The sequence below is a fragment of the Sphingopyxis sp. JAI108 genome (assembly GCF_013410105.1).
In the GTDB taxonomy this organism is placed as follows: Bacteria; Pseudomonadota; Alphaproteobacteria; order Sphingomonadales; family Sphingomonadaceae; genus Sphingopyxis; species Sphingopyxis chilensis.
This window is the reverse complement of sequence record NZ_JACCCJ010000001.1, coordinates 340,319-366,252: the sequence shown is the minus strand read 5'-3', so window position 1 is coordinate 366,252 and position 25,934 is coordinate 340,319. Positions and strand designations below refer to the sequence as shown.

Annotated in this window: 23 protein-coding genes and 1 pseudogene; 16 read left to right on the top strand and 8 right to left on the bottom strand. The window is 65.5% G+C overall.

Going from position 1 to position 25,934, the window contains the following annotated elements; genetic code table 11:
• The first annotated feature begins 92 nt into the window (after nt 1-92).
• The 4 genes from HDC29_RS01705 to HDC29_RS01690 all read left to right on the top strand — a co-directional run bounded on the left by HDC29_RS01705 (nt 93) and on the right by HDC29_RS01690 (nt 4,513).
• Nucleotides 93-968 (top strand): F0F1 ATP synthase subunit gamma, encoded by an 876-nt coding sequence (locus tag HDC29_RS01705; protein WP_179493760.1) that lies wholly within the window; start codon nt 93-95, stop codon nt 966-968.
• 24 nt (nt 969-992) lie between these two features.
• Nucleotides 993-2,525, top strand: a complete 1,533-nt coding sequence (gene atpD / locus HDC29_RS01700; RefSeq protein WP_218844278.1) for a F0F1 ATP synthase subunit beta — start codon at nt 993-995, stop codon at nt 2,523-2,525.
• Nucleotides 2,526-2,567: 42 nt separating this feature from the next.
• Complete coding sequence (locus HDC29_RS01695; protein WP_179493758.1) at nt 2,568-2,825, top strand: ATP synthase F1 subunit epsilon; 258 nt, start codon at nt 2,568-2,570, stop codon at nt 2,823-2,825.
• Between the two features lie 191 nt (nt 2,826-3,016).
• The gene (locus HDC29_RS01690; RefSeq protein WP_179493756.1) at nt 3,017-4,513 is read left to right on the top strand and encodes a CpaF family protein; all 1,497 of its coding nucleotides are present in this window, start codon (nt 3,017-3,019) and stop codon (nt 4,511-4,513) included.
• 117 nt (nt 4,514-4,630) lie between these two features.
• Here HDC29_RS01690 and HDC29_RS01685 read toward each other — a convergent pair whose 3' ends face one another.
• Nucleotides 4,631-4,816 carry a hypothetical protein gene (locus tag HDC29_RS01685; RefSeq protein WP_179493754.1) on the bottom strand — a complete coding sequence of 62 codons (186 nt, stop codon included), beginning with the start codon at nt 4,814-4,816 and terminating at the stop codon, nt 4,631-4,633.
• A gap of 52 nt (nt 4,817-4,868) precedes the next feature.
• On the opposite strand from HDC29_RS01685, the gene HDC29_RS01680 reads away from it, so the two are divergent.
• Nucleotides 4,869-5,699, top strand: coding sequence for a class I SAM-dependent methyltransferase (locus tag HDC29_RS01680; protein ID WP_179493752.1), 831 nt, complete (start codon nt 4,869-4,871; stop codon nt 5,697-5,699).
• 5 nt (nt 5,700-5,704) lie between these two features.
• On the top strand, nt 5,705-6,484 hold the full coding sequence (gene aat / locus HDC29_RS01675; protein ID WP_373562791.1) for a leucyl/phenylalanyl-tRNA--protein transferase: 780 nt from the start codon (nt 5,705-5,707) through the stop codon (nt 6,482-6,484).
• 35 nt (nt 6,485-6,519) lie between these two features.
• On the opposite strand, the pseudogene HDC29_RS19375 reads toward aat, so the two are convergent.
• From HDC29_RS19375 to HDC29_RS01655, 4 genes and pseudogenes are all read right to left on the bottom strand, one after another.
• Nucleotides 6,520-6,690 (bottom strand): annotated as a pseudogene (locus tag HDC29_RS19375) (DUF2155 domain-containing protein); the annotation flags it as partial.
• A 227-nt stretch (nt 6,691-6,917) separates the two neighbouring features.
• Nucleotides 6,918-7,304, bottom strand: a complete 387-nt coding sequence (locus HDC29_RS01665) for an NADH:ubiquinone oxidoreductase subunit NDUFA12 (protein WP_179493750.1) — start codon at nt 7,302-7,304, stop codon at nt 6,918-6,920.
• A gap of 60 nt (nt 7,305-7,364) precedes the next feature.
• A complete protein-coding gene (locus HDC29_RS01660; protein WP_179493748.1) occupies nt 7,365-7,826 on the bottom strand; it encodes a DUF192 domain-containing protein in 462 nt (153 codons plus the stop codon).
• 29 nt (nt 7,827-7,855) lie between these two features.
• The gene (locus HDC29_RS01655; protein ID WP_179493746.1) at nt 7,856-8,428 is read right to left on the bottom strand and encodes a regulatory protein RecX; all 573 of its coding nucleotides are present in this window, start codon (nt 8,426-8,428) and stop codon (nt 7,856-7,858) included.
• Between the two features lie 180 nt (nt 8,429-8,608).
• Between HDC29_RS01655 and HDC29_RS01650 the strand changes: the two genes are divergently transcribed.
• The 4 genes from HDC29_RS01650 to HDC29_RS01635 all read left to right on the top strand — a co-directional run bounded on the left by HDC29_RS01650 (nt 8,609) and on the right by HDC29_RS01635 (nt 14,265).
• The gene (locus HDC29_RS01650) at nt 8,609-10,360 is read left to right on the top strand and encodes a fatty acyl-AMP ligase (protein WP_179493744.1); all 1,752 of its coding nucleotides are present in this window, start codon (nt 8,609-8,611) and stop codon (nt 10,358-10,360) included.
• 196 nt (nt 10,361-10,556) lie between these two features.
• Nucleotides 10,557-11,042, top strand: coding sequence for a hypothetical protein (locus tag HDC29_RS01645; RefSeq protein ID WP_179493742.1), 486 nt, complete (start codon nt 10,557-10,559; stop codon nt 11,040-11,042).
• Nucleotides 11,043-11,169: 127 nt separating this feature from the next.
• Complete coding sequence (locus tag HDC29_RS01640; protein WP_179493740.1) at nt 11,170-13,524, top strand: EAL domain-containing protein; 2,355 nt, start codon at nt 11,170-11,172, stop codon at nt 13,522-13,524.
• A gap of 207 nt (nt 13,525-13,731) precedes the next feature.
• Nucleotides 13,732-14,265, top strand: a complete 534-nt coding sequence (locus HDC29_RS01635) for a CHAP domain-containing protein (RefSeq protein WP_257018000.1) — start codon at nt 13,732-13,734, stop codon at nt 14,263-14,265.
• 113 nt (nt 14,266-14,378) lie between these two features.
• Here HDC29_RS01635 and HDC29_RS01630 read toward each other — a convergent pair whose 3' ends face one another.
• From HDC29_RS01630 to HDC29_RS01620, 3 genes are all read right to left on the bottom strand, one after another.
• Nucleotides 14,379-14,648: a DUF3297 family protein gene (locus HDC29_RS01630; protein ID WP_179493736.1), complete on the bottom strand. Its 270-nt coding sequence runs from the start codon at nt 14,646-14,648 to the stop codon at nt 14,379-14,381.
• A 94-nt stretch (nt 14,649-14,742) separates the two neighbouring features.
• Nucleotides 14,743-17,031, bottom strand: coding sequence for a TonB-dependent receptor (locus HDC29_RS01625; protein ID WP_257017999.1), 2,289 nt, complete (start codon nt 17,029-17,031; stop codon nt 14,743-14,745).
• Nucleotides 17,032-17,418: 387 nt separating this feature from the next.
• Complete coding sequence (locus HDC29_RS01620) at nt 17,419-17,895, bottom strand: hemerythrin domain-containing protein (RefSeq protein ID WP_179493734.1); 477 nt, start codon at nt 17,893-17,895, stop codon at nt 17,419-17,421.
• Nucleotides 17,896-18,170: 275 nt separating this feature from the next.
• On the opposite strand from HDC29_RS01620, the gene HDC29_RS01615 reads away from it, so the two are divergent.
• From HDC29_RS01615 to ligD, 6 genes are all read left to right on the top strand, one after another.
• Complete coding sequence (locus tag HDC29_RS01615; protein ID WP_179493732.1) at nt 18,171-19,337, top strand: PepSY domain-containing protein; 1,167 nt, start codon at nt 18,171-18,173, stop codon at nt 19,335-19,337.
• The gene (locus HDC29_RS01610) at nt 19,334-19,513 is read left to right on the top strand and encodes a hypothetical protein (RefSeq protein ID WP_179493730.1); all 180 of its coding nucleotides are present in this window, start codon (nt 19,334-19,336) and stop codon (nt 19,511-19,513) included. Before HDC29_RS01615 ends, HDC29_RS01610 begins: the two co-directional genes overlap by 4 nt.
• Nucleotides 19,514-19,553: 40 nt before the next feature.
• Nucleotides 19,554-21,722, top strand: coding sequence for a TonB-dependent siderophore receptor (locus HDC29_RS01605; RefSeq protein ID WP_179493728.1), 2,169 nt, complete (start codon nt 19,554-19,556; stop codon nt 21,720-21,722).
• A gap of 190 nt (nt 21,723-21,912) precedes the next feature.
• Nucleotides 21,913-22,788, top strand: a complete 876-nt coding sequence (locus HDC29_RS01600; protein WP_179493726.1) for a Ku protein — start codon at nt 21,913-21,915, stop codon at nt 22,786-22,788.
• Entirely contained in the window at nt 22,788-23,285 is a 498-nt protein-coding gene (locus tag HDC29_RS01595) for an MgtC/SapB family protein (protein ID WP_179493724.1), read from the top strand. Before HDC29_RS01600 ends, HDC29_RS01595 begins: the two co-directional genes overlap by 1 nt.
• Nucleotides 23,272-25,791: a DNA ligase D gene (gene ligD / locus HDC29_RS01590; RefSeq protein WP_179493722.1), complete on the top strand. Its 2,520-nt coding sequence runs from the start codon at nt 23,272-23,274 to the stop codon at nt 25,789-25,791. The genes HDC29_RS01595 and ligD overlap by 14 nt, the downstream gene beginning before the upstream one ends.
• Nucleotides 25,792-25,934: the final 143 nt, after the last annotated feature.

The window sequence follows — 25,934 nt, the reverse complement described above, 5'->3', positions numbered from 1 at the left end:
CATTCACGTCGTCGTCCCGGCGAAAGCCGGGATCTCGACGATGAGGCCCCGGCCTTCGCCGGGGTGACGAACAAAGGGTAAAGACGGGACTTATGGCCAGTCTGAAGGAACTCAAAGGGCGCATCGTCTCGGTCAAATCGACCCAGAAGATCACCAAGGCCAAGAAGATGGTCGCCGCCGCCAAGCTCCGCAAGGCGCAGGCGGCCGCCGAAGCCGCGCGTCCTTACGCGGAGCGGCTCGAAGGCGTCGTCGCCAGCCTCGCGTCGAAGGTCGGCGCGTCGGATTCGGCGCCGAAGCTGCTTTCGGGCACGGGCAAGAGCGACACGCACCTGCTCGTCGTGCTCAACAGCGATCGCGGCCTCGCCGGCGCGTTCAACTCGAACATCGTCAAGGCCGCGCGCGACAAGGCGCTCGAACTGCAATCGCAAGGCAAGAAGGTTCTCTTCTACCTCGTCGGCCGCAAGGGCCGTCCGGTGATCGCGCGTCTGTTCCCGGGCCAGATCATCGAACAATATGAAACGACCGGCATCCGCGACATCGGCTTCGAACAGGCGAGCGACATCTCGGCGAAGGTGATGGAGCTTTACGAGGCCGGCGCCTTCGACGTCGCGCACCTCTTCTATTCGAAGTTCCGCTCGGCGCTGCTCCAGGAAGCGACCGGCCAGCAACTGATCCCCGTTCCCGCGCCGGTCGACGTTCCGGCACCCGGCGGCGCCGCGGTCGAATATGAACCCGACGAGGAGGCGATCCTCGCCGACCTCTTGCCGCGCAACATCACCATCCAGATCTTCAAGGGCCTGCTGGAAAACGCCGCATCCGAGCAGGGCGCGTCGATGACCGCAATGGACAATGCGACGCGCAACGCGGGCGACCTGATCAACAAGCTGACCATCGTTTACAACCGCACGCGTCAGGCGGCGATCACGACCGAACTCATCGAAATCATTGCAGGCGCGGAAGCGCTCTAAGCTATCCAAGCAAGGAAGAAAGTAATGGCTACCGCTCCCGAGAAGAAGGCTCCCGCCAAGAAGGCCGCAGCGCCCAAGGCTGCTGCGCCGAAGAAGGCCGCTGCTCCCAAGGCTGCTGCCACCGGCATCGCGACCGGCCGCGTCGCGCAGGTTATCGGCGCCGTCGTCGACGTCCAGTTCACCGGCCCGCTGCCCGCGATTCTGAACGCGCTCGAAACCGACAACAATGGCAACCGCCTCGTCCTCGAAGTCGCGCAGCACCTCGGCGAAAACACCGTCCGCACGATCGCGATGGACGCGACCGACGGCCTCACCCGCGGCCAGCCCGTCACCGACACCGGCGCGCAGATCTCGGTTCCCGTCGGCCCGCAGACGCTCGGCCGCATCCTCAACGTCATCGGCGACCCGATCGACGAGCGCGGCCCGGTGAACGCCGGCATGAGCGCGCCGATCCACGCCAAGGCCCCCGAATTCGTCGACCAGTCGACCGAAGCCGCGATCCTCGTCACCGGCATCAAGGTCATCGACCTGATCGCGCCTTACGCAAAGGGCGGCAAGATCGGCCTGTTCGGCGGCGCGGGCGTCGGCAAGACCGTTCTCATTCAGGAGCTGATCAACAACATCGCCAAGGGCCACGGCGGCGTGTCGGTGTTCGCGGGCGTCGGTGAACGCACCCGCGAAGGCAACGACCTCTATCACGAATTCCTCGACGCCGGTGTTATCGCCAAGGACGCCGACGGCAACCCGACCCCCGACGGGTCGAAGGTGGCGCTGGTGTTCGGCCAGATGAACGAGCCGCCGGGCGCCCGCGCTCGCGTCGCGCTCTCGGGCCTCACCATGGCCGAATATTTCCGCGACCAGGAAGGGCAGGACGTGCTCTTCTTCGTCGACAACATCTTCCGCTTCACGCAGGCGGGTTCGGAAGTGTCGGCGCTGCTCGGCCGTATTCCTTCGGCCGTGGGTTACCAGCCGACCCTGTCGACCGACATGGGCGCGCTGCAGGAACGCATCACCTCGACCAACAAGGGCTCGATCACCTCGGTGCAGGCCATTTACGTTCCCGCGGACGATTTGACCGATCCGGCGCCTGCTACGTCGTTCGCTCACTTGGATGCGACCACCACGCTCAACCGCGCGATTTCGGAACTCGGCATCTATCCGGCGGTCGATCCGCTCGATTCGACCAGCCGCGTGCTGACCGCCGCGATCGTCGGCCAGGAGCATTATGAAACCGCCCGCCGCGTTCAGGAAACGCTGCAGAAGTACAAGTCGCTGCAGGACATCATCGCGATCCTCGGCATGGACGAGCTGTCGGAAGAAGATAAGCTGGTCGTCGCCCGCGCGCGCAAGATCCAGCGCTTCCTGTCGCAGCCCTTCCACGTCGCCGAAGTCTTCACCGGCATTCCCGGCAAGTTCGTCGCGATCGAGGACACGGTGAAGTCGTTCAAGGCCGTCGTCGACGGCGAATATGACCACCTGCCCGAAGCGGCCTTCTACATGGTCGGCGGCATCGACGAAGCGGTCGCCAAGGCCGCGAAGCTCGCCGAAGACGCGTAATTAACCCCCTCCCCCTCAGGGGAGGGGCTTAAGGATGAAGACATGGCCCTGAAGTTCGAACTCGTCACCCCCGCCCGCCTCGAGCGGACCGCCGACGTCCATATGGTCACCGTGCCGGGGACCGAGGGCGATTTCTCGGTGCTCGAAGGCCATGCGCCCTTCATGGCGACGCTGCGCAACGGCCCGCTGACCATCTATGCCACCGCCGGCGCCGAGCCCGAAGTGATCGAGGTCGAGGGCGGCTTTGCCGAGGTGAGCGAAGCGGGCCTCACCGTCCTTGCCGAGCATATCGCCGGCTGATTTTTCGCCCGTCCACGGCGATCAAAAGCCCGCATCCCCCATCGGATGCGGGCTTTTTCATGCGCGCCGCATCTCTCCTTCGGCCGCATTAGGACAATGTCAAAGTTTCCGATTTATTCACCGTGTCCGATGGGGGTGCGTCCGCGGCTGCGGGCCATACCCGAAGGGATTTGGAAAGCAGGATAAAACGGATGAGTGCATTCGGACGCCGCCCCGGAACAGCTGGCCGCCCCGCCTTTGGCGTGGCGAAACCGATGCAGACTGGCCCCGGCGTGCCCGGCGGCGCGCAATTCCCCGCGATCGACACCGTGCCTGCCGAAGCCCCGCCGCCGATGCCGTCGAACCTGACCCCCGAAGAAGAGGCGATGGAGCGGCTGAACCAGCGTTCGACCGCCGAGGCGATGGAACCCGAAAAGGCGCAGGGCTTCGAAGCCAGCGTCCACAAGATCAAGGAACAGGTGCTGCCACGCCTGCTCGAACGCGTCGATCCGGAGGCGGCGGCAACGCTCAACAAGGACGAGCTGACCGAGGAATTCCGTCCGATCATCCTCGAAGTGCTTGCGGAACTGCGCATCACATTGAACCGCCGCGAGCAATTCGCGCTCGAAAAGGTGCTCGTCGACGAATTGCTCGGCTTTGGCCCGCTCGAGGAGCTTCTCGCCGATCCCGATATCAGCGACATCATGGTCAACGGTCCGTACCAGACCTATATCGAGCGCAAGGGCCAGCTCGTCATCGCGCCGATTCAGTTCCGCGACGAACAGCATCTGTTCCAGATCGCGCAGCGCATCTGCAACCTCGTAGGCCGCCGCGTCGACCAGACCACCCCGCTCGCCGACGCCCGCCTCAAGGACGGCAGCCGCGTCAACGTGATCGTCCCGCCGCTGTCCTTGCGCGGTACCGCGATCTCGATTCGTAAATTCTCGGCCAAGCCGATCACGCTCGACATGCTCTGCCAGTGGGGCGCGATGAGCCAGAAGATGTGCACCGCGCTCAAGATCGCGGGCGCCAGCCGCTTCAACATCGTCATCTCGGGCGGCACGGGCTCGGGTAAAACCACCATGCTCAACGCGCTGTCGAAGATGATCGACCCCGGCGAACGCGTGCTCACCATCGAGGACGCCGCCGAACTTCGCCTGCAGCAGCCGCACTGGCTGCCGCTCGAAACGCGCCCCGCGAACCTCGAGGGCAATGGCGCAATCCACATGGGCGACCTTGTCAAGAACGCGCTGCGTATGCGCCCCGACCGGATCATCATGGGCGAGGTTCGCGGCGCCGAATGTTTCGACCTTCTCGCCGCGATGAACACGGGTCACGACGGCTCGATGTGTACGCTTCACAGCAACAGCCCGCGCGAATGCCTCGGCCGTATGGAAAACATGGTGCTGATGGGCGACATCAAGATCCCGAAGGAAGCGATCTCGAAGCAGATCGCCGACTCGGTCGACCTGATCGTCCAGATCAAGCGCCTGCGCGACGGCTCGCGCCGCGTCACCAACGTCACCGAGGTGATCGGCATGGAAGGCGACGTCATCGTCACGCAGGAATTGTTCAAGTTCGAATATCTCGACGAGGACAAGGACGGCAAGATCGTCGGCGAATATCGCTCGATGGGCCTGCGCCCCTATACGCTCGAAAAGGCCCGCCAATACGGCTTCGACCAGCCCTATCTCGAGGCGTGCCTCTGAACTCGACGTCATTGCGAGGAGCGTAGCGACGAAGCAATCTCCAGCTATCGGCCTTGCACGAGACCCATAGCTGGAGATTGCTTCGCTCCGCTCGCAATGACGCAGAGTGAACGGCGCCTATGGCTTCAACGCGAACGCCGCCGCGAACAGCGCGACCGCGGCCGATGCCAGCGCGATCCCGCGCCATGGCATGAAACCGACCTGTTCGACGTCGCGCCGGTTGTTGCGGCGCCAGTTCGCGATCTCGGCAACGCCGAACAGCGCCGCAGCCGTGATCGCCACCGACAGCATCGACACTTGCATTACCGCTCAACCCTTCGCAAACAGGAGCCTTCCCTGGAGAGAGGTGCCCCATATGCGTCCGCTATTGATAGTTGCAAGTGCCGCCATCGCAATCGCCGTTCCCGCATCGGCGATGCAACACGACGGCCATGCCGGCCACGCTGCGCCAAAGGCCGGTGAAGCGATCGCCGCAGCGGTCGCCGCGCCCACGCGCACGCCCGCCAACACCGCGCGCGACCCCTTTCGTCATCCCGCCGAAACGCTCGCCTTCTTCGGCGTGAAGCCCGGCGACACGGTGGTCGAGCTGTGGCCCGGCGGCGGCTGGTACACCGAAATCCTGGCCCCGCTGGCGAAGTCCGGCGGCGGCACCCTCTATGTTGCGGCGCCGTGGGAGCGCGGCCTTAACCGGATCAAGGAAAAACAGGCGGCCGATGCGGGCACCTATGGCGCGCTGAAGCTCGCCGAGTTCCCGGCCACGGGCGCGGGGACGAAGGTTCCCGACGGCAGCGCCGATGTCGTGCTGACCTTCCGCAACGTCCACAACTGGCGCTTTGGCGGCGCCGACAAGACCACCGACGCCTTCAAGCAGATTTTCGCGATGCTCAAGCCCGGCGGCACGCTCGGCGTCGTCGAGCACCGCCTCGATGAAAGCGACGACAGCGCGAAGGAAGAAAAGTCGGGCTATATGAAGAAAAGCTCGATCGTCGCCTTTGCCGAGGCCGCGGGCTTCAAGCTGGCGGGGGAGAGCGAGATCAACGCCAACCCCAAGGACACCAAGGATTATGCCAAGGGCGTCTGGACCCTTCCGCCGAGCCTGACCGAAGGCGAGACCGACCGCGCCAAATATGTCGCGATCGGCGAATCGGACCGCATGACGCTGAAATTCGTGAAGCCGGCGTCCTGAAGCCCATCGAATCCATCGATCCGGCGCTGCTGCTCAGCGCCTATGCGCAGGGCATTTTCCCGATGGCCGACGGGGCGGACGACCCGTCGGTCCATTGGGTCGAACCGCGCCTGCGCGCGATCCTGCCGCTGGGTGGCTTCCACCTGTCGCACAGCCTGAAAAAGCTCATCGTGTCGGACCGCTTCCGCGTCACCACCGACACCGTCTTTGCCGACATGGTCGCGCTCTGCGCCGCACCCGCCTACGACCGGCCGACGACGTGGATCAACCCCGTCATCCGCGCGAGCTACGACCGGTTGTTCCAGCTCGGCCATGCGCACAGCGTCGAATGCTGGCTCGACGGCGAACTCGCCGGCGGCCTCTACGGCGTCACGCTCGGCCGCGCCTTTTTCGGCGAATCGATGGTCAGCCGGGCGCGCGACGCGTCAAAGGTCGCGCTCGCGCACCTCGTCGCGCGGCTCATCGCGGGCGGGTGGAAGCTGCTCGACTGCCAGTTCCTCACGCCGCACCTCGCCAGCCTCGGCGCGATCGAGATCCGCCAGGCCGACTATCTCGCGCGGCTTTATTCGGTGTTGGCGGGGGGCGACGGCGCGGCGACCTTGGGCGGCGCGACCGGGGCCGGCACAGCGGGTGCGGCCGGTGTCGCCGTTCCTTCGCCGCCGTTCGTCGCGGGCGACTGGCGCGCGCTCGATGCCTTGGGCGCGGCGCCGGCCTTGGGCGCCTCTCGCGCGACGGGTTCGCCGCCCGGATATGTCATCGCGCAGCTTTTGACGAAGACGTCGTAGATCGGATGCTCGATCACGTTGCGGTCGGGCCGCTCGCGGAAAATCCAGCCCGAAAAGACACGATACCATTTATCGTCGCGCTGGTCCTGCACCGTCAGCTGGACGAAGGCCCCGGTTTCGGGCGGATCCTCCCACGGCGCGGTGATCTCGCACGCGCGCAGCCGCACGATCGCGCGGCCGACGCGCGCCGAGTCGCCGGGCTTCATCTCGAGCTCGCGGACCAGGCCGTTGCGCTTGTTGAGCAAGCCGACGACGGCGACGCGCTCGGCCATCGGCGTCGCGCCCTCGATCCCGCCGACTTCCTGCGGCACGCGTTCGGATTTCGCGACTGTCGGAACCGTCGCGCTGCCACCCGCCTGCGGGGACCGGTCGCACGCCGTCAGCGCGGTCGCGGCCAGCAGCGCGGTCAGCGCGGTCGAAACCCGGCGCGGGGTCACTCGGCGCCGGGCCGCCAGGCCTCGTAATCGCCCGTCGCGGCGGCGCGGCGGCCACCCCGTTCGAGCGCGCCGGCGGGGCGATAGGCGCCCGTGCTGCCGGTCAGGTTCGCGCTCGCTTCCTTTTCCCATGCGCGCGGCGCGGGAAGGACATCGGTCGGCAACTCGTCGAACGTGCCGTGCAGCCAGCCGTGCCATTCGGGCGGCACCCGGCTCGCATCGTTCGACCCATTATAGATCACCCAGCGGCGGCCGCCCTTCTTCGCGCGGAAATAGCGGTTGCCGAGGCTGTCCTCGCCGACCTTCTCGCCCGTGCTCCAGCTGTTCAGCAGCGTGCCGACGGTCGCACCGTCCCACCAGGTGAAAATCTTGCCCAAAATGCTCATGGGGTGGCGTTTACAGGCAAGCGCGCGCGGTCTGCAAGCGTCAAACCGCGCCGCGCGCCGCTATTTCTTGTCTTTCCACGTCACCGTCGCCGTCTCGTCGATGCCGAGCCGGGCCGCGGTCCCGCCCGCGAGTTCGAGCACGGCGCCAACCTCGCCGCCGCTCACCACGGGTTCGAGCGATTCGGGGATGGTATTTTCGGCGATCCGGTCGATGCTGCCGTCGGCGCGGATGAAGATCATGTCGAGCGGGATCAGCGTATTCTTCATCCAGAAGCTGCCGATCCGCGGTTTTGCGAAGGGGAACAGCATCCCGCCGCCCTCGGGCAGGCTGGTGCGGAACATCAGGCCGCGATCCTGCTCTTCGTCGGTGCGCGCGACTTCGACATCGAACCGGTGCGCCTTGCCCGCCATCGTGATCGTCACGGGGATCGTCGCGGCGCTTTCGGCCTCGCTGGCATCGCGACTGCACGCCGCCATCGGCAGCGCGAACGACAGGGCAAGGGCGGTCAATATGGCACGCATCGGCAGTTCCTTTATCGGGCCGCCCCGCCCTAATCGAGCGCCGCTTCCTCGTCCAGCGCCGCCAGCGCGGCGTCGTCCCCCGGCGCGACGGCAAGGATGCGATGCGCGATCGCCAGGCTGTGCCCGGCGCGCAGGAAGGCGGCGAGTTGCCGCTCGCGCTGCTTCGGATCGTCGCTCGTCCGCATCGCGAACGGCCCGAACCGCCGCCGCCGCGCGAAACCGACGGCGGCCGCGAGGGCGACCCCCTCCGCCGCCTCGATCGCCTCGCCGCTGTCCTGCTCGGCGATGCCGTCGGCATAGAGCTGCGCCTTCACCCGCCGCACCCCGAGCCCGCGCCGCGTCATCGCGCCGGCGCGCATCGCCGCATATTGGCGGTCGTCGAGATAATGGAGCCGCTCCATCCGGTCGGCGATCGCCTCGCACGCCGTCATGACGTCATTTTCGTCTATCCATTCGGATTCGCGGACTTTTCTGGCAAGATAGCGCATCAGTTTCGCGCGGCTCGTCGCGAATCGCGCAACATAGGCGAGCGCCAGTTCGTCGAGCTTCGCCGCGCCGAGAGGCCTTTTCGATCGGTCGGGGGGAGCGCGGCGATTGGCCATATGCCATGTTTGTGCCACAGTCGGGCCCGATTGAGAACGATCAACACCGCCATATCGGGCGATAAAGCCCGGAAATGGGCGATTTGTTCAAACAACACAGGGTTCGCGCACCTCAACATGGCTCAGAAAGATGACATGCTTGTTGCCGCACGGCCCGTATCGCGGGATGTCGCAGCTCCTATGACCGATACCGACATGAACTCGGCCGATACGCTCGTGCCGACGCCAACCGAATGCGCGCAGCCGCGCCGCTTTTCCGACTTCGCGACCGTGGGCGAGGCACTCGATTATGCCGCGCGCGGTTCGCGCGGGCTCAATTTCCACGATCCGCGCGGAAAGCTGGTGCGTCCCTATCCGTACAGCGAACTCAAGGCCGACGCGCTGGCCACCGCTTACCGCCTGATCGCGGCGGGCGTGCAGCCGAACGACCGCATCGCGCTGATCGCCGAAACCGGCGCCGAATTCGCCGCGCTCTTCTTCGGAACCATCTACGCCGGCGCGTGGCCGGTGCCGCTGCCGCTGCCGACCAGCTTCGGCGGGCGCGATTCCTATGTCGGCCAGCTCGTCGTCCAGCTCACGAGCTGCGACCCCAAGCTGCTGTTTTTCCCGCCCGAAATCGCCGCGATGGCGACCGAGGCGGCCGAACAGCAGAATGTGCAGCCGGTCGACTGGAGCGAATTCGAAAAGCGCGCCGCCCCCGTCGCGGCGCTGCCCGAGCAAAAGACCGACGAGACCTGCTATCTCCAGTACAGCAGTGGCTCGACGCGCTTTCCGCACGGCGTCGCCGTGACCCACGCCGCGCTGCTCAACAATCTCGCCGCGCACAGCCACGGCATGGAGCTTCAGGACAGCGACCGCTGCATTTCGTGGCTCCCCTGGTATCACGACATGGGCCTCGTCGGCTGCCTGCTCTCGCCGGTCGCCAACCAGGTGTCGGTCGATTATCTGAAGACCGAGGATTTCGCCCGCCGTCCGCTCGCCTGGCTCGATCTGATCAGCCGCAACAGCGGCACGACGCTCAGCTACTCGCCAACCTTCGGCTACGACATCTGCGCGCGCCGCGTGTCGAGCCAGACGCATGTCGCCGACCGCTTCGACCTGTCGCGCTGGCGCGTCGCGGGCAATGGCGCCGACATGATCCGCCCCGACGTGATGCAGAGCTTCGTCGACGCCTTTGCCGACGCCGGGTTCAAGGCGAGCGCCTTTCTGCCGAGCTATGGCCTCGCCGAAGCGACGCTCGCGGTCAGCATCATGCCGCCGGGCGAAGGCATTGTCGTCGAACTGGTCGAGGAAACCGAATTGTCGGGCGCCGCGAATGATTCGGGCCGTCCGACGCGCTACCGTGCGATCGTCAACTGCGGCCGCGCCGCGCGCGACATGGTGATCGAGGTCCGCGACGAAGCGGGCAATGCGCTGCCCGACCAGACCGTCGGCAAGGTGTGGTGCACCGGCCCCTCGCTGATGACCGGCTATTATCGCGACCCCGAATCGACCGCCGCCTGCATGAAGGACGGCTGGCTCGACACCGGCGATATGGGATATTTGTCGGACGGTTACATCTATATCGTCGGCCGCGCCAAGGACATGATCATCATCAACGGCAAGAATCACTGGCCGCAGGATATCGAGTGGGCGGTCGAGCAGCTGCCGGGCTTCAAGTCGGGCGATATCGCGGCCTTCGCGATCACCACGCCGGGCGGCGAGGAAACCCCCGCGGTGCTCGTCCAGTGCCGCACCAGCGACGAGGCCGAGCGGCTCGCGCTGCGCGAGACGATCCGCGACCGCGTCCGCGCGATCACCGGCATGAACTGCCTGATCGAACTGATCCCGCCGCGCACCCTGCCGCGCACCAGCTCGGGCAAGCTCAGCCGCTCGAAGGCGCGCGCGCAATATCTCGCCGGGGAAATCCAGCCCTTCGCGATGGCAGCATAACGCCGGGCGCGTCCGGTTTCGACCGGAAGTGGACATTCTTTTGAACCGTCACCCCGGACTTGATCCGGGGTCCACGACTTCAACGCCGCAGTGGATCCCGGATCAAGTCCGGGATGACGAAGGTCTGAAAACGACCGATTGCGGACGTTTGGATCTTCAACGAATGTGACGGTGGCAACAACCGGCAAGGATTCCCATGAACCGGAAATTTCTGGTAGGCGTGCTAACCGGGGCGGCTCTTGGCATTTGTGCGTGGGGAGCCGCGACGCTGTGGCATCGGGATGATCAGCAGCCGCTATATCTCCGTCTCGTTGACGACGATTTTGATTATATTCTCGGACCGGATTACAAGCCTGAAACGGAGGGCCCCGCAAGCCTTAAGGTGCTGCGAGACTGTAAGATAGAAGCCTTTTTGACGGACGCTGGCGGCAATGACGCTGCATCCTCTTCGTTCATCGCCCTAGATGTAACCCCACCTGAGAAAGTGAATTGCCTGATCGGAGAGGCGCGTATTCGCTCAATGTCGATCGCCATTGTGCGAGGCATCGACACAACGCCGACCGATTGCTTGGGCGGCTGGCCGACCCGATTTCGCGACCGCGAGGCCGGCGATTTCAATTTGTGCGTTGGGGGGAAGAATCCAAATCCGATTTACGTGCCCACGCCGCCGCCAAAGCGTTAGTCCGCTTTCCACCCCAAAACCGACGCTCGCAGCCGCCGCCTGCGCTGTCCCTCGCCGGCACAGAAATTCGCACCCGAACAGCGCGATGGTTACCTTCGGGTAATACCCGCGCGCTAGAACCGCGGGCGTGAAAAGCCTGCTGACCGACCCTATTGCTGCCGAAGAGATACCTGTGCGGGCCCTGTTGGGGCTGGGCCCGCGAAATCAGGACATCGGCAACCTCCGCCAGCTCCAGCTCGCGCCGCTTCGCGGCCGCGGTTCGCTGCGCCTGTTGATGGGCATCGGCATGGCGTTCGTCGCCGCCTTCACCATGGTCCACAGCACGCCCTTTGCAATCGCGGCCGGATGGCTCGCCTGCGCCCTCGCCTTCGCGCTCTGGTCGTTTGGAAAGTTCAACCGCCTGCCGCTCGGCGATCCCAAATTGTCGGGAATGGCCGAATATCGGCTGTGCAATCGCCACGCGCTCTATTCGGCGCTGCTCTGGGGCGCGCCCTTCTGGTTGCAGGGGCTCGCTCCGACGCTCGACCATGTCCTGTCGATGTGGACGATCGCGGTGCTGATGATGGTCACCCTGTCGATCGTCGCGCACAGCGTCCCGCTCGCCTGTATGCTGTTCATCATCCCTGTTTCGCTGTCGGCCGCCGCCGCGCTGACGCGGGCCGGCGCGCCGCAGCTCGCCGCCGTCGCGCTCGTCGCGGGCTTCCTGCTCTCCGCTTTCTGCATCCGCTTCGCGCAGAGCCATATCCGCTTCCGCCGCGCCGAAGAGACGCTGCACGAAAAGACCGAGACGGTCAGCCTGCTCCTGCGCGAATTCGAGGAAACTTCTGCCGACTGGCTGTGGCAGACCGACAACAGCCGCCGCCTCGTCCATGTGTCGCCGCGCCTCGCCTATGCGCTCGGCAGCAGCACCGAGGGGCTCGAGGGCATACCGCTGCTGCAGGCGCTTTCGGGTGATGCATGGGAAACCGGCCTGTTCCCGAAAAGCCTGCACGACATGGCCGAGCGGATGAAGCGGCGCGAAAGTTTCTCGAACCTGATCGTCCCGGTGACGATCGGCGGCGCGCCGCGCTGGTGGGAATTGTCCGCTTCGCCGCGCCTCGACGAAACGGGCAAGTTCCTCGGCTTCCGCGGCGTCGGCTCGGACGTCACCGAAAAGCGCGCGACCGCCGAACAGATTGCCAAGATGGCGCGATTCGACAATCTCACGGGCCTCCCCAACCGCCTCAGCCTCAACGAGGATCTCGCCCGCGCGCTGACCCACGCGGTCGAGGCGAAATCGCGCTGCGCGCTGCTCATGATCGACCTCGACCGCTTCAAGGCGGTCAACGATACGCTGGGCCACCCCGTCGGCGACAAATTGCTCGCGCAGGTCGCGGCGCGGCTCAAGGGGCTGATGGAACGCGGGATGACCTGCGGCCGGCTCGGCGGCGACGAATTCGCCGTCGTGCTCCACAATGTCCCCTCGGCCGACGCCGCCGAAGAGCTGGCGCAGCGGATCATCACCGCGATCAGCCGCCCCTATGTGGTCGACAATCATCAATTGTTCGTCGGCGCCAGCATCGGCTTCGCGATCGGCCCGACCGACGGCGCGACGGTCGAGACGCTGACCCGCAACGCCGACCTCGCGCTCTACAAGTCGAAGGACAAGGGCGGCAATGTCGTCGCCGCCTATGTCGCATCGTTGCACGCGCAGGCCGAGGAACGGCGCGTGATGGAGCAGGAATTGCGCGGCGCGCTCGAACGCGGCGAGTTCGAGCTCTATTACCAGCCCGTCGTCACCGCCGCCGACGGCACCTTGAACGGCTTCGAGGCGCTGATCCGCTGGCACAACAAGAAGCTCGGCAACGTCTCGCCCGGCCGCTTCATCCCGCTGGCCGAGGATGCGCGCCTGATTTCGCCGATCGGCGAATGGGTTTTGCGCACCGCATGTCACGAGGCGATGAAATGGCCTTCGAACCTGAAGGTCGCGATCAACGTGTCCGCCGACCAGCTCACCGATCCCAGCTTCGCCTCGGTCGTCGTCTCGGCGCTGGCGCAGAGCGGGCTTCCGCCGCAACGGCTGGAAATCGAGGTCACCGAAAGCGTCTTCCTGCGCGACGGCGGCGGCGCGGCGCAATTGCTCGACCAGCTGATCGGGCTCGGCATCCGCCTGTCGCTCGACGATTTCGGCACCGGCTATTCGTCGCTCGGCTATCTGCGCAAGACGCAATTTTCGACGATCAAGGTCGACCGCAGCTTCGTCGTCGGCGCCGCCAAGGGCAGCATCGAATCGATCGCGATCATCCGCGCCGTCGTCGCGCTCGCCGACAGCCTCGGCATGTCGACGACCGCCGAGGGGGCCGAAACCGAGCTCGAGGTCGAAACGCTGCGCAGTTTCGGGTGCAGCAATATCCAGGGCTATTATTACGGACGTCCGATGCCCGCCGCCGACGTGCTGACCCTGTTCCGCCGTCCGGGCGACGTGGCGACCGTCGCTGCGTGACGGCGACCAAGCGAAGTCCCTTCGCGACGAATGGAACGCCTTAACAAAAGGTTCCCCCGCCCACCGCATCCGTGGCGCGATTCGTCGCTAGACGGGTGGTGGACGCCGCAGGGCGTGGCAAAGACCCTGCAACGCTTGAAGACAAGCATTGGGGGGTCGCATTCCATGCTCCATCGTCGTTACCTGGCTGCCGCCATCGCGTCCGTGATGACCGTCACCGGACTGTTCGCGAGCATTCCCGCCGCGGCCCGCGATTATCTGCAATGCGTCCCCTTCGCCCGCGCCGAATCGGGCGTCGAAATCCGCGGCAATGCCAAGACCTGGTGGTCGCAGGCCGCCGGCACCTATGCGCGCGGCGAAGAGCCGCGGAAGGGGGCCGTCATGGCCTTCGCCGGCACGCGCGGCATGCCGATGGGCCATGTCGCGGTGGTCAAGAAGATCGTCAGCGACCGCGAGATCCTGATCGACCATGCCAACTGGTCGCCGATCAACGGCCGCCGCGGCCAGATCGAGCGTGACGTTCGCGTCGTCGATGTCAGCGACGCCGGCGACTGGAGCATGGTGCGCGTCTGGTATGCCCCGATCGGCGATCTCGGCCTGCGCGCCAATCCGGTGCAGGGCTTCATCTACGCCGACGGCACCCGCGAAGAGGCGCCGAGCTTCAAGGCGCCCGTCTGGGTGCAGAACGACTGGAAACCCGGCAACGGCCTTGAGGTCGTCGCCGCCTCGCTCGGCAACTGAGCCCTCCCCCCCCCCACCTTCCTGGGCTCGGCGAGCGATGAAGCCACTCGGGGCGGCCCGCCGCTCCGGGTGGTTTCTCCTTTGGGCGCGGTGCTTCAGGGGGCCCGCTCGATTCAGTCCGCGGCGGGTGCGTCGCCTTCGCCGGCCGCGTCCTCGAACCAGGCTTCGACCGGGCCCGACAGCTTGATCGTCATCGGCTGGCCGAACCGGTCCTTCGACTTGCCCGCCGCGACGCGGATCCAGCCTTCGGAGATCGAATATTCCTCGACGTCGGTGCGCTCGACGCCCTTGAAGCGGATGCCGATGCCGCGCTGCAGCACCTCCATGTCGAAATGCGGCGAGCGGGGGTTGGTCGACAGGCGGTCGGGGGGCGTATCGGTCATTTGAATGTTTCCCAGAAAATGATGGCGCGGCCCTAGCGGGACCGCGCCATCATCGTCAATCACTGAGAGGCGGCACCGGCGCGCCCTGCATCGGTCAGAACCCGGCCTTCACCGTCACGAAGAACTGCTGCGGCGCCCCCGCGAGCAAGGTCTGGGCGTCGCCGCTGTTCGCAAAGCCGTTGGTGCCGATCGTCGACACATAGGCCTTGTCGAACAGATTGGTCGCATTCGCCTGGATCGATATGCGGTCGGTGAAACGATAACCGATGCTCGCATCGACGATCACGAACCCGCCGACCTCGGCGTCATTCTCATAGGAATAATAGCGCTTCGACGTATAGTTCGCACCGACGCGCGCGAAGAAGTCGCCATTGTCCCAGGTGATTTCGCCCTTGGCGAGATGTTTGGGCGAATTGACCACCGTCTTGCCCGCCGTCGCCGCAACGACGCCGCCGGCCGCGTTCACGACGTCATCGCGATATTCGGAATCATTATACGCATAGGACGCAAAGAGCGCGAGTTCGGGCGTGACGCGAAAGGTGCCCGCCGCCTCGACCCCCCACGATCGCACATCGCCGACATTCTGCAGGATCGCGGGATTGCCCTGAATGCCCGATCCGTTGGCAAAGGCGATGATGCGGTCCTTGAAATCGACATAATAACCCGCGATCACGCCCTGGAAGCGGGGCGATTTGGTGCGGAAGCCCAGCTCCCACGTCGTCGAGGTTTCGGGCTTCAGGTCGAGCGCGTCGAACCCCGCCTGCGTCGTCGCAAAGGGACCGCCCGTCGCCGAGCTTTCAAAGGCGCGCATATTCTCGGTGTAGCTCGCGAACAGCTCGTTATCGTCGTTCAGGCGATAGAGCAGGCCCGCCTGCGGCAGGAACCAGTCCTTCGCCTCGGTGCGCCCCGACGCGAGCCCGCCACTGACGATCGGCGTCGCATTATTGGTGACGCGCAGCCCCTTCCAGCCCGCGTTGAGCTGGAAGCTGCCAAGGTCGAGCCTGTCCTGCACATGATATTGCAGCGTCTGGGTGTTGAAATCGAACGCCCACTGCGTCGCGATCGGGTCGGCCGGGAAATCGAGGCTGCTGCGGCTCGGCGCTCCCGCCGTGTCGGCAAGACCATAGAAGCGCCGCGCCTGGTTGAAGTCGTTATCCTCGTACCACATGCCGATTTCGAAGCTGTTGGCGCCGACCTCGAACAGGCTGGAGGCGAGGATGCCGTACCGCTCGATCTCATATTCGGTGGTGCGGATCGTGATCGGCGCGCCGCCCGGCGTCGTCACATAGGGGGTGAACCACAGGCCGCGCCCCTCGTTGCCGTGATAATAGCCGGTCGCCTTGAAGGTCCAATATTCGCCAAGCGGCGCCTCGACCCCGGCACCGGCGAGCCAGTCCCTGCGCAAGCCCGCCGCGTCATAATAGGCGTCGTCGACCGTCGCGATCGGCGCGGGAAAGACGAGACCGGCATCCGGATAGGGCAAGGGCGTGCCCGCAGCGCCGCTCTGGCTGACCTGGTTCTGGTAGATTTGCGCGACCCGGACGGCGAGATCCCAGTCCTTCGCATAATTGTCCCAGTCGTAACCGAGGCGGCCGATCATGTCGGCGCTCATATCCTGATAGTCGTTCTCGCGGCGGTCCGAGTAATTGACGAAGCCAAAGAAGCGGCCGTCGCCGACCGGCTGGACGAGGCGCGCATTGACCTGATGCTGGCGCTGAACGCCGTCGCCCTTCCACTTGTCGGCATCCTGCCACGCATAGCTCAGCGACAGGCGCGTGCCCCCCGCGAACAGCTCGCCGCTGTCGACCCGGACAAAGGCCCGCTTGTTGTCGTCGCTGCCATAGGTGCCCGACGCCTCGACCCCGAACGCCTCGCCGGGCTCGCGCGAGAAGAATTCGATCGTGCCGCCAAGGTTGCTCGTCGACGCCGCGCCGAGCGACCCCGCGCCTTGCGCGACCTCGACCCGCCCGACATTCTCGCTGATGATCGCGCGGCTGATGTGCAGGCCGTTATGGTTGCCGTAATTCATGTCGCCCAGCGGAATGCCGTCGAGCGTGAAGCCGAGCTGATTCTGGCTGAAACCGCGGATCGAGATGCGCGCCGACCATTCATAGGCGCCGAACGGGTCGGCCGAGGTGAAATTGACCCCCGGCAGCTTGTCGATCGCCTTGAGCGGGCTGATCCCCGCGACCTCGAGCGCGATGTCGCCCGCGCCCAGTTCCTGCACCTGGCGCGCTTCACCGCGCCCGAGCACGACGATCTCGGCGACGTCGGCGCTTTCCGCCGCCGCTTCGACCGTTTCTTCCGCGAGGGCCGGTGTTGCTGCGAGCACGGCAATCAAGGCGGCCCCGGCCCGCAGGCGGTTCCCGAACATGGTGGTCATCTGGTGAAATCCCCTTTGCCCGGCGCCGAAATGACACCGGATCGCGCGGGGGTTAGGCGGGTGATATTGCGGCGTGGGGGCAAAGGCGTGACGCGGCGATGACCGAATCAAGAAGGAACGGCGGCAACGGGCCCGCCAAAGCAGGCGGAACCAACCGTCGCGGTGACCAGCTGCCCCGGCGGGCGAAGAGCGAAATCTAGGGCTTCGTCGATTATGCCGATGTCACGCTGCTCGAACGCCCCGCGATCGCGCACACCGGGTTCGTGCTCGGCTGCCGGGGCGGCGGCGTGTGCCTGTCCTACGCCGAAAACGCGACGATCGGCCTGGAAGTGGCGGATGCTTGGAAACAGCCGGTGCCGGGTTTCGACCAGGACTGGCGCGTCGCGCTCAGCTGGAAACTCTCGATTCGTCCATGACCGGCGCAGCAATCGCGGCGCCCGATGCGTAGAGCGTTTCGGCGAGCGGATACAGCTCGCGCTCCTCGCGCTCGACGCGCATGGCGAGCAGGTCGAAGACGATCTTCGTTTCGCGGCAGAAACCAGGCCAGTCGGCCGCGACCCGCTCGCGCGTCCATTTTTCGTCATAGGCGACGAAATCGGCCGCAAGGCTGCCCATCTCGATTTCGAATTCGCGCGTGATCCGCATCAGCTCGGCATCGCCCGTGGACATCAGCCGCGGATAGAGGATCCAGTCCTCGCATTTCAGGTGCCGGACCAGTGCTTCGCGCAACTGCGTCCGCGCGTTGGCCAGATCGTCCGCGACGGGCGGATCGGGCAGGTCTGCCATGCCGAGGATGATGCGCGACAGCGTGACCAGCGCCGCATGTTCGGCGCGCAATCGCTGCATCTCGCGGCCCAAGGGCATAGTTGCTCCAGCGGTGCGAGCGGTCCCTCGGTCGCCATCATAGCCAGCGCATCGTGAAAAGAAAGTGAATTGGCATTTCATCATCGTGGCGCTTCGGGTCGCGGCGGCGCGAACCACTTCCGCCGCGCGCACCGTCGCCCAGCCGGCCGCGTGGCCCGACCGATGGAGTAGCTGGCCCGAATGATGGGGTCCGCCCCCCGAATCGGGTTGTCAATCCGGCGCGCACGCCATAGGGCGCTATTGATTATTCCTCGCAATAGCGGCAGCTTTCCCCGATGCAACGCGCGACCATCCGCACATGGTTCCTGATCCATAAATGGACGAGCATCGTCTGTACGGCGTTCCTGCTGATGCTGTGCGTCACCGGCCTGCCGCTGATCTTCCACCATGAAATCGACGAGCTGACCGAGGAAGCGCCGGCCTATGGCATGCCCGGGGTCGGATCGTCGGGCGAGGCGCCGGGCCTCGTACCGCTCGACGCGATGCTCGCGAAGGCGCTCGCGGCGCGTCCCGGCGAGGTGCCCGTCTTCATGGCGTTCGATAATGAACAGCCGTCGATGACGGTCACCACCGCGCCGCAGCCCGACTCCCCCGCCGAGGATATGACGATCCAGATCCTCGACCGCTCGACCGGACAGGCGACCGCGACCGTCGATGAAAGCGGCGTGATGCACTTTCTGCTCCAGCTCCACACCGACATGTTCCTCGGCCTGCCCGGCATGCTCTTCCTCGGGCTGATGGGGCTGCTTTTCGTGGTCGCGATCGTCTCGGGCGTCGTGCTCTACGCGCCCTTCATGAAAAAGCTCGACTTCGGCACGCTGCGCACCTCGCGCAGCCGCCGCGTCAAATGGCTCGACTATCACAACCTGCTCGGCATCGTCGCGCTCGCGTGGATGACCGTCGTCGGCGCGACGGGGGTGATCAACGCGCTCGCGACCCCGATCTTCCAATATTGGCAGATGACCGAGCTCGCCGAGATGACGCGCGCCTATGCCGGCAAGGGCGCGGTGGCGCCCGCGGATTACGGCTCTATCGACAAGGCGATGGCGGCGGCGCGCCGCGAAATTCCCGGCAACAATCCGCAGTTCATCGCCTTCCCCGGCGGCGCGTTCAGCAGCAAGCATCATTATGCGGTCTTCTTCCAGGGCGACACCCCGCTCACCGAGCGGCTGCTGACCTCGGCGCTGATCGATGCCGAGACGGGCGAGTTCACCGACGCGCGCCCGATGCCCTGGTATGTGAAGGCGCTCGCGCTGTCGCAGCCTTTGCACTTCGGCGACTATGGCGCGCTGCCGCTCAAGCTGCTTTGGGCGATCCTCACCCTCTTCACGATGATCGTCCTCGGCTCGGGCCTCTATCTCTGGCTCGGCAAGCGCCGCAGCGGCACCGACGCGCTGGTGCGCGAGGTCGAGAGCGGCGGCGAACTGGCGCCCGCCGAATGAAGCGGCGGAACGGCCTCCGCGCGATCTTCGCCGTGCCGCTGCTGCTCGCGCTCGTCAGCATCGCCGGGCTCGTCGTCGCGCTGACCGGCGACGGCCTGCGCGATGCCGCGTCATGGGCCGCGCTCGCCATACCTGTTTTAGCCGTCGGCTGGGCGATGCGCGCCCGCCGCACCTGATTTTTTCGCGCGGGGTGGGCCGCGCATAAAGGGGAATAACATGACCAGATCGACCATCCGCACCGCGCTCGGCCTATCCGCCGCGTCCGCCGTGCTCGCCGCCGCTACGCCTGCGATGGCGCAGGAAGCGACCGCGAGCGAGGACATCCTCGTCACCGCGCAGCGGGGCAACCAGACCGAAGTGATCGCGGGCGGCAATGTCGGCATCTTCGGCACCAAGGCGGCCGAGGATGTCCCGTTCAATATCCGCAGCTATAACGAGGCGCTGATCCTCAACCAGCAGCCCGATTCGCTGGGCGAAGTGCTGGAAAATGACCCGACCGTTCGCACCGCGCTAGGCTTCGGCATCGCCGGTGAAGTCTTCGTCATTCGCGGCTTCGACCTGTCGTCGGACGACGTCGGCTTCGACGGCCTCTACGGCATCACCCCGCGCCAGATTGTCGCGCCCGAACTCGTGTCCTCGGTTCAGGTCATCAATGGCGCGAGCGCCTTCCTGAACGGCGCGGCGCCCGGGGGCAGCGGCATCGGCGGCAGCGTCAACATCCTCCCCAAAAAGGCCGAGCGCGACATGATCCGCGCGACGCTGGGCTATACCTCCGCTTCGCATATCTCGGGCGCGGTCGATGTGGCACGCCGTTTCGGCGCCAATGACGAATGGGGTCTTCGCATCAACGGATCGGCCCGCCGCGGCGACATCGCGATCGATGACGAGTTCCATTCGAGTTACGTCCTCGGCGCCACGCTAGATTACAACGATGGCCCGCTGCGAGTCGCGCTCAACCTCAACTACCAGCGCCTGAACCAGAAATACTGGCGCGGCCAGGTCGGCATCGGCGGGGTTATCCCGCGCGTGCCCGAAGCCGACACCAATTATTCGCAGCCGTGGAGCCAGATCCTGACCAAGGATTATTTCGGCACCTTCAGCCTTGAGTATGATGTGTCCGAAGCGGCCATGCTCTACGCCAGGGTCGGCGCGCGCGACGGCCGCGAGGACCAGACGACTGCTGGCATAACCGTCAACGATCCCGTCACCGGCGCCGCGACGGGCAGCGGCTCCTACGTCCCGCGCGAAGACAATAATGAATCGGCCACCGCCGGCATCCGCATCAAGCTGGAAGGCGGCGGCATGAGCCACGAGATCAACGCCGGCGCCGCGGTGAGCTGGCAGGTCAATCGCAACGCCTATGACTTCGGGGCCGCCTATCCCGCCAACCTCTACGACCCCATCGTCGTGCCCGCGCCGGCGCCGGGCGGCTTCGTCGGCGGCGACCTCGACAATGTGTTCCCGATCGGCCGCAACCGCGTGTCGAGCGTCTTTTTCTCGGACACGCTCGGGCTGTGGGGCGACCGCATCCTGATCACCGGCGGCCTGCGCCTGCAGGAGATCAAGACGACCTCTTATTCCTATACCGACGGCGCGCGCACCGGCGGCTACAAGGAATCGGCGGCGACCCCGGTTCTCGGCCTCGTCATCAAGCCGGCGTCCGGCCTGTCGCTCTATGGCAACCGCATCGAAGGTCTGGTGGCAGGCTCCACCGCGCCGTTGACGATCGATGACGGCAACGGCAACGATATCCCCGTCGTCAATCGCGGCGCGGTGCTGCCGCCGGTCAAGTCGACGCAATATGAAGTCGGCGGCAAGCTGAACTTCGACCGCTTCAACGCCGGTCTCGCCCTGTTCCAGATCGACAAGCCCAACAGCTTCGTCGATCCGCTCACGCTCGTCTATGGCAATTACGGCACCCAGCGGAACCGCGGCGTCGAGATCACGCTCGACGGCGAGCCGGTCGATGGTCTCCGCATCATTTCGGGCCTGACCTTCAACGACGCCAAGCTGCGCCGCACCGAAGGCGGCGTGAACGAAGGCAATGACGCCGTCGGCGTGCCCGACGTGCTCGCGAACGCGAACCTCGAATGGGATCTGCCCTTCCTGCCCGCGCTGACGCTGGTCGGCCGCGTCGTCTACACCGGCAAGCAGGCGGTCGACGCCGCCAACACGCTCGAACTGGACAGCTGGACGCGCTTCGACCTCGGCGCGCGCTATGTCGCGCTGGTCGGCGACACACCGCTCACGCTGCGCTTCAATGTCGATAATGTCGCCGACAAGCGCTATTGGGCCACGGCCTATAATGCGTTCAGCGCCTTCGGCTCGCGGCTGCTCCAGGGCGGACCGCGCACGTTCAAGGCATCGGCTTCGATCGAATTCTGATGCTCGCGATCCTCCCCGTGGCGCAGCCATGGGGAGGGTGGCAGCGCGCAGCGCTGACAGAGGGGCTATAGCGCGACGTCGCTGCTCCCCCTCCCCACGGCTGCTCCGCAGGGAGGATCATATGCTCTAACCGGACGGAACCGCTCGCCATCCCGATCATTTGGAGTCGGAACAGCGAAGGGAAAAACCGATGGCCGCGCGCGCATATTGGAAGGGGCAGATCCGGCTCGCGCTGGTGTCGATCCCGGTCGAAATCTATTCGGCAACCAAATCGGGCGCCGCCGTGACCTTCCGCCAGATTCACGAACCAAGCGGCAAGCCGGTCAAATATGAGAAGGTCGTTCCGGGCATCGGCGCGATCGACCATGACGACATCGTCAAGGGCTTCGAGCTGTCGAAGGGCAATTATGTCCTGCTCGACGAGGAAGAGATCGAAGCGGTCAAGCTCGAAAGCAAGCGCACATTGGAACTGGTCCAGTTCGTCGACACCGACGCGATCGACGTCCTCTATTACACCAAGCCCTATTATGTCGTGCCCGCCGACGAGCTGGCCGAGGAAGCCTATATCGTCCTGCGCGAGGCGCTGAAGCGCACGAAGAAGGTCGGGCTCGGCCAATTGTCGCTGCGCGGGCAGGAACAGCTCGTGGCCCTGCGCCCCTGCGGCAAGGGCCTCGTCCTCGAAGTGCTGCGCTACGCCGACGAGGTGAACAAGGCGGCGAATTATTTCCGCGACGTGGGCAATTCGAAACCCGACGCCGACCTGCTCGACCTTGCCGAAACGCTGATCGACAAGAAAAGCGGCGCGTTCGACGCGAGCGACTATCACAATCATTATGTCGACGCCTTGAAACGCGTGATCGCGAAGAAAGCGAAAACCAAGGGCAAGCGCGTACTCGAGGATGTCGAGGAACCTGGTCCGGTCGGCGGCGGCTCGAACGTCATCGACCTGATGGCGGCCTTGAAAGCATCGGTCGAGGGCAAGAAGAAGGCCGCGACCACCGGAACGAAGGCAAGCGCGACGAAAAAGACGCCGGCCAAAAAGACCGCCCAACGCAAGCGCGCCTGATGGAACTCAACGACGCCCTCTGGTGGGAAACGATCGATACCGAGGTGCTGCTGCGGCTCGGTATCGCGACCCTCGTCGGCCTCCTCCTCGGGCTCGACCGCGAGCTCAAGGGCTATGACGCGGGGCTGCGCACGCATGGCCTCGTCGCGCTCAGCTCGTCCTTGATGACCGTCGTTTCGATTGCACTGTTCCACCAGCTCGGCGGCGCCGAATCGTCGATCGACCCGCTCCGCGTCATCGAGGGCATGGCGGCGGCGATCGGCATCATCGCGGCGGGCCTCATCATCGTCAAAGGCGGCGAGGTGCGCAACCTCACCACCGCGGCGCATATCTGGCTGACCGCCGCCATCGGTATCGCCAGCGGCGCGGGCTATTTCGCCGTCGTGATCATCGCGGCGGGCCTCGCGCTCGTTCTGCTCGTCCTGCTCCGCGTCGTCGAGCGCCGCCTGCCCGAGGTCGAGAGCGGGCCCGTGGAGAAGCAGGATGGCCCGAACTGACCCCCTCGCCCAGTATAACGCCAAGCGCGATTTCAAGCTGACCCCCGAGCCCGCGGGCAAGGTCGAAAAAGGCGCCAAAAAAGACAAGGGAGGCAACCGCTTCATCGTCCAGAAGCACGATGCGACGCGGCTCCATTACGACTTCCGGCTCGAAGCGGACGGCGTGCTCAAAAGCTGGGCGGTAACCAAGGGGCCGAGCGCCGACCCCGCCGACAAACGCCTCGCGGTGCGCACCGAAGACCATCCGATGAGCTATGCCGATTTCGAGGGCGTGATCCCCAAGGGCGAATATGGCGGCGGCAGCGTGATGCTGTGGGACAAGGGCACATGGGCGCCGATCGAGGGCAAGAGCGCGAAGGACATCGACGAAGGCCATCTCCACTTCATCCTCGACGGCGAGCGGATGAAGGGGGAATGGCTGCTCGTCCGCATGAAGCCGCGCCCCGGCGAGAAACGCGAAAACTGGCTGCTGCGGAAAGTCGACGATGCCTATGCCGGCGGCACCGACGACCTTGTCGGGCGGCAGCTGACGAGCGTGCTCACCGGCCGCACGATGGCCGAAATCGCGGGCGACGCGGGCGGCGAACAATCGCTGAAGGGCGCCAAGGGCGCGGCCTTCTCGAAGAAGATGGCCGATGCCGCCGAACATAATCGCAAGGTTGCGAAAGCAAGGCCGAAGGGCAAGCCACCCGCATTCCGCCCGCTCCAGCTCGCGACGCTCGTCGACGCCGTCCCGTCGGGCAACGGCTGGTTCCACGAGATCAAGTACGACGGCTACCGCGCCCAGATCGCCGCGGCGGGCAGCGACGTGCGCGTCTACACCCGCAATGGCCTCGACTGGACCGACAAATTCGCCCCGCTCGTCCGCCACGTCGCCGCACTGGCGCTTCCGCCCTGCCTGATCGACGGCGAGATCGTCGCTTATGGCAAGCACGGCAATCCAGACTTCTCTTCGCTCCAGGCCGTGCTCAAGCGCGGCCACGGCGCGCAGGACGAGGCGACGGACCTCCACTTCTTCGCCTTCGACCTTATCGAACTGGACGGAAAATCGCTGGCGAAGCTCGGCAATCTCGAACGCAAGGAGCGCCTCGAAGCCTTGCTCCGCGACGCGGCGCCCCCGATCGCGGTCGCCGACCATGTCATCGGGGCGGGCGAGACGCTCTATGCCGCGATGTGCGGCGCGGGGCAGGAAGGCATCATCTCGAAACGCGTCGACGCCTCCTATTCAGGTCGCCGCTCGAAGAATTGGCTGAAGGTCAAATGCACCCGGCGGCAGGAATTCATCCTCGTCGGCTGGAACCCGTCATCGGCGAAGGGCCGCCCCTTTGCCTCGCTCCTCCTCGCGCAGCGCGAGAAGGGCGAACTCGTCTATAAGGGCAATGTCGGCACCGGCTTCGACGCCGACACGATGGCCGATCTCGCGAAGCGGTTCGCGCGGCTCGAACGCAAGACGGCACCGCTCGACGTCGATGCCGCCTCCGCGCGCAAGGTCCATTGGCTGAAGCCCGATCTCGTCGCCGAAATCGCCTTCGCCGAATTCACCGCCAGCGGATCGGTGCGCCACGCGAGCTTTCTCGGCCTGCGCCAAGACAAGGAGGCAAAGGACGTGGCACCGGAAGTCAAGCAACCCGCCCCCGAACCGGCCAGCGACGTCAAGATCAGCAGCCGCGAGCGCGTCATCTTCCCCGAAGCCAAGGCGACCAAGGGCGACCTAGCCGACTATTATGAGGCCATCGCCCCGCTGATGCTCCCGCACATGGCGCGGCGCCCGATCAGCCTCGTCCGTTGTCCGCAGGGGCGCGGCAAGAAATGCTTTTTCCAGAAACATGATTCGGGTTCGTTCGGCGACCATGTCCACCACGTCCCGATCAGGGAGAAGGACGGCGGCCATGAGGATTATCTGTATGTCGAGGACTCGGGCGGCATCCTCGCCTGCGTCCAGATGGGAACGATCGAATTCCACGGCTGGGGCAGCCATGTCGAAACGCTCGAAAAACCCGACCGCATGGTCTTCGACCTCGACCCCGACGAGGGGCTCGACTTCGCCGACGTCAAGAAAGCCGCCCTCGATATCCGCCGCCAGCTTGCCGACATCGGGCTCGTCAGCTTCGCGATGCTCTCGGGCGGCAAGGGGGTGCATGTCGTCGTCCCGCTCGCTCCGGGACACAGCTGGGACGCGCACAAGGATTTCTCCAAACGCTTCGCCGAGGCGCTGAGCCTCGCCGAGCCCGACCGCTATGTCGCGACGATGAGCAAGGCGAAACGCAAGGGCAAGATCTTCATCGATTATCTGCGCAACCAGCGCGGCAGCACGGCGGTGATGCCTTACTCTGTCCGCGCGCGCGAAAACGCCCCCGTCGCGGTCCCGATCGGCTGGGACGCGCTCGCCGACGCCCGAACGGCGGGGCAATGGACGATCAAGGACGCCAGCGAACTGCTCGAACGCGCGGCCGGCGCCGACCTCAAGGGCTGGGGCTTCGCGCACCAGTCGCTCCCCGATTTCTGACCCCTTCGTCCCGCGAGCCGGGCGGGCGGACAGCCGGTTTTGGTTAGATTTCTAATAATACCAATAAAATACCATTTTACCGCTCACATGCCAGTGAACGGGTGCGAAACCGCGATGAAATGAGGTTGACGGATAAATTGGTC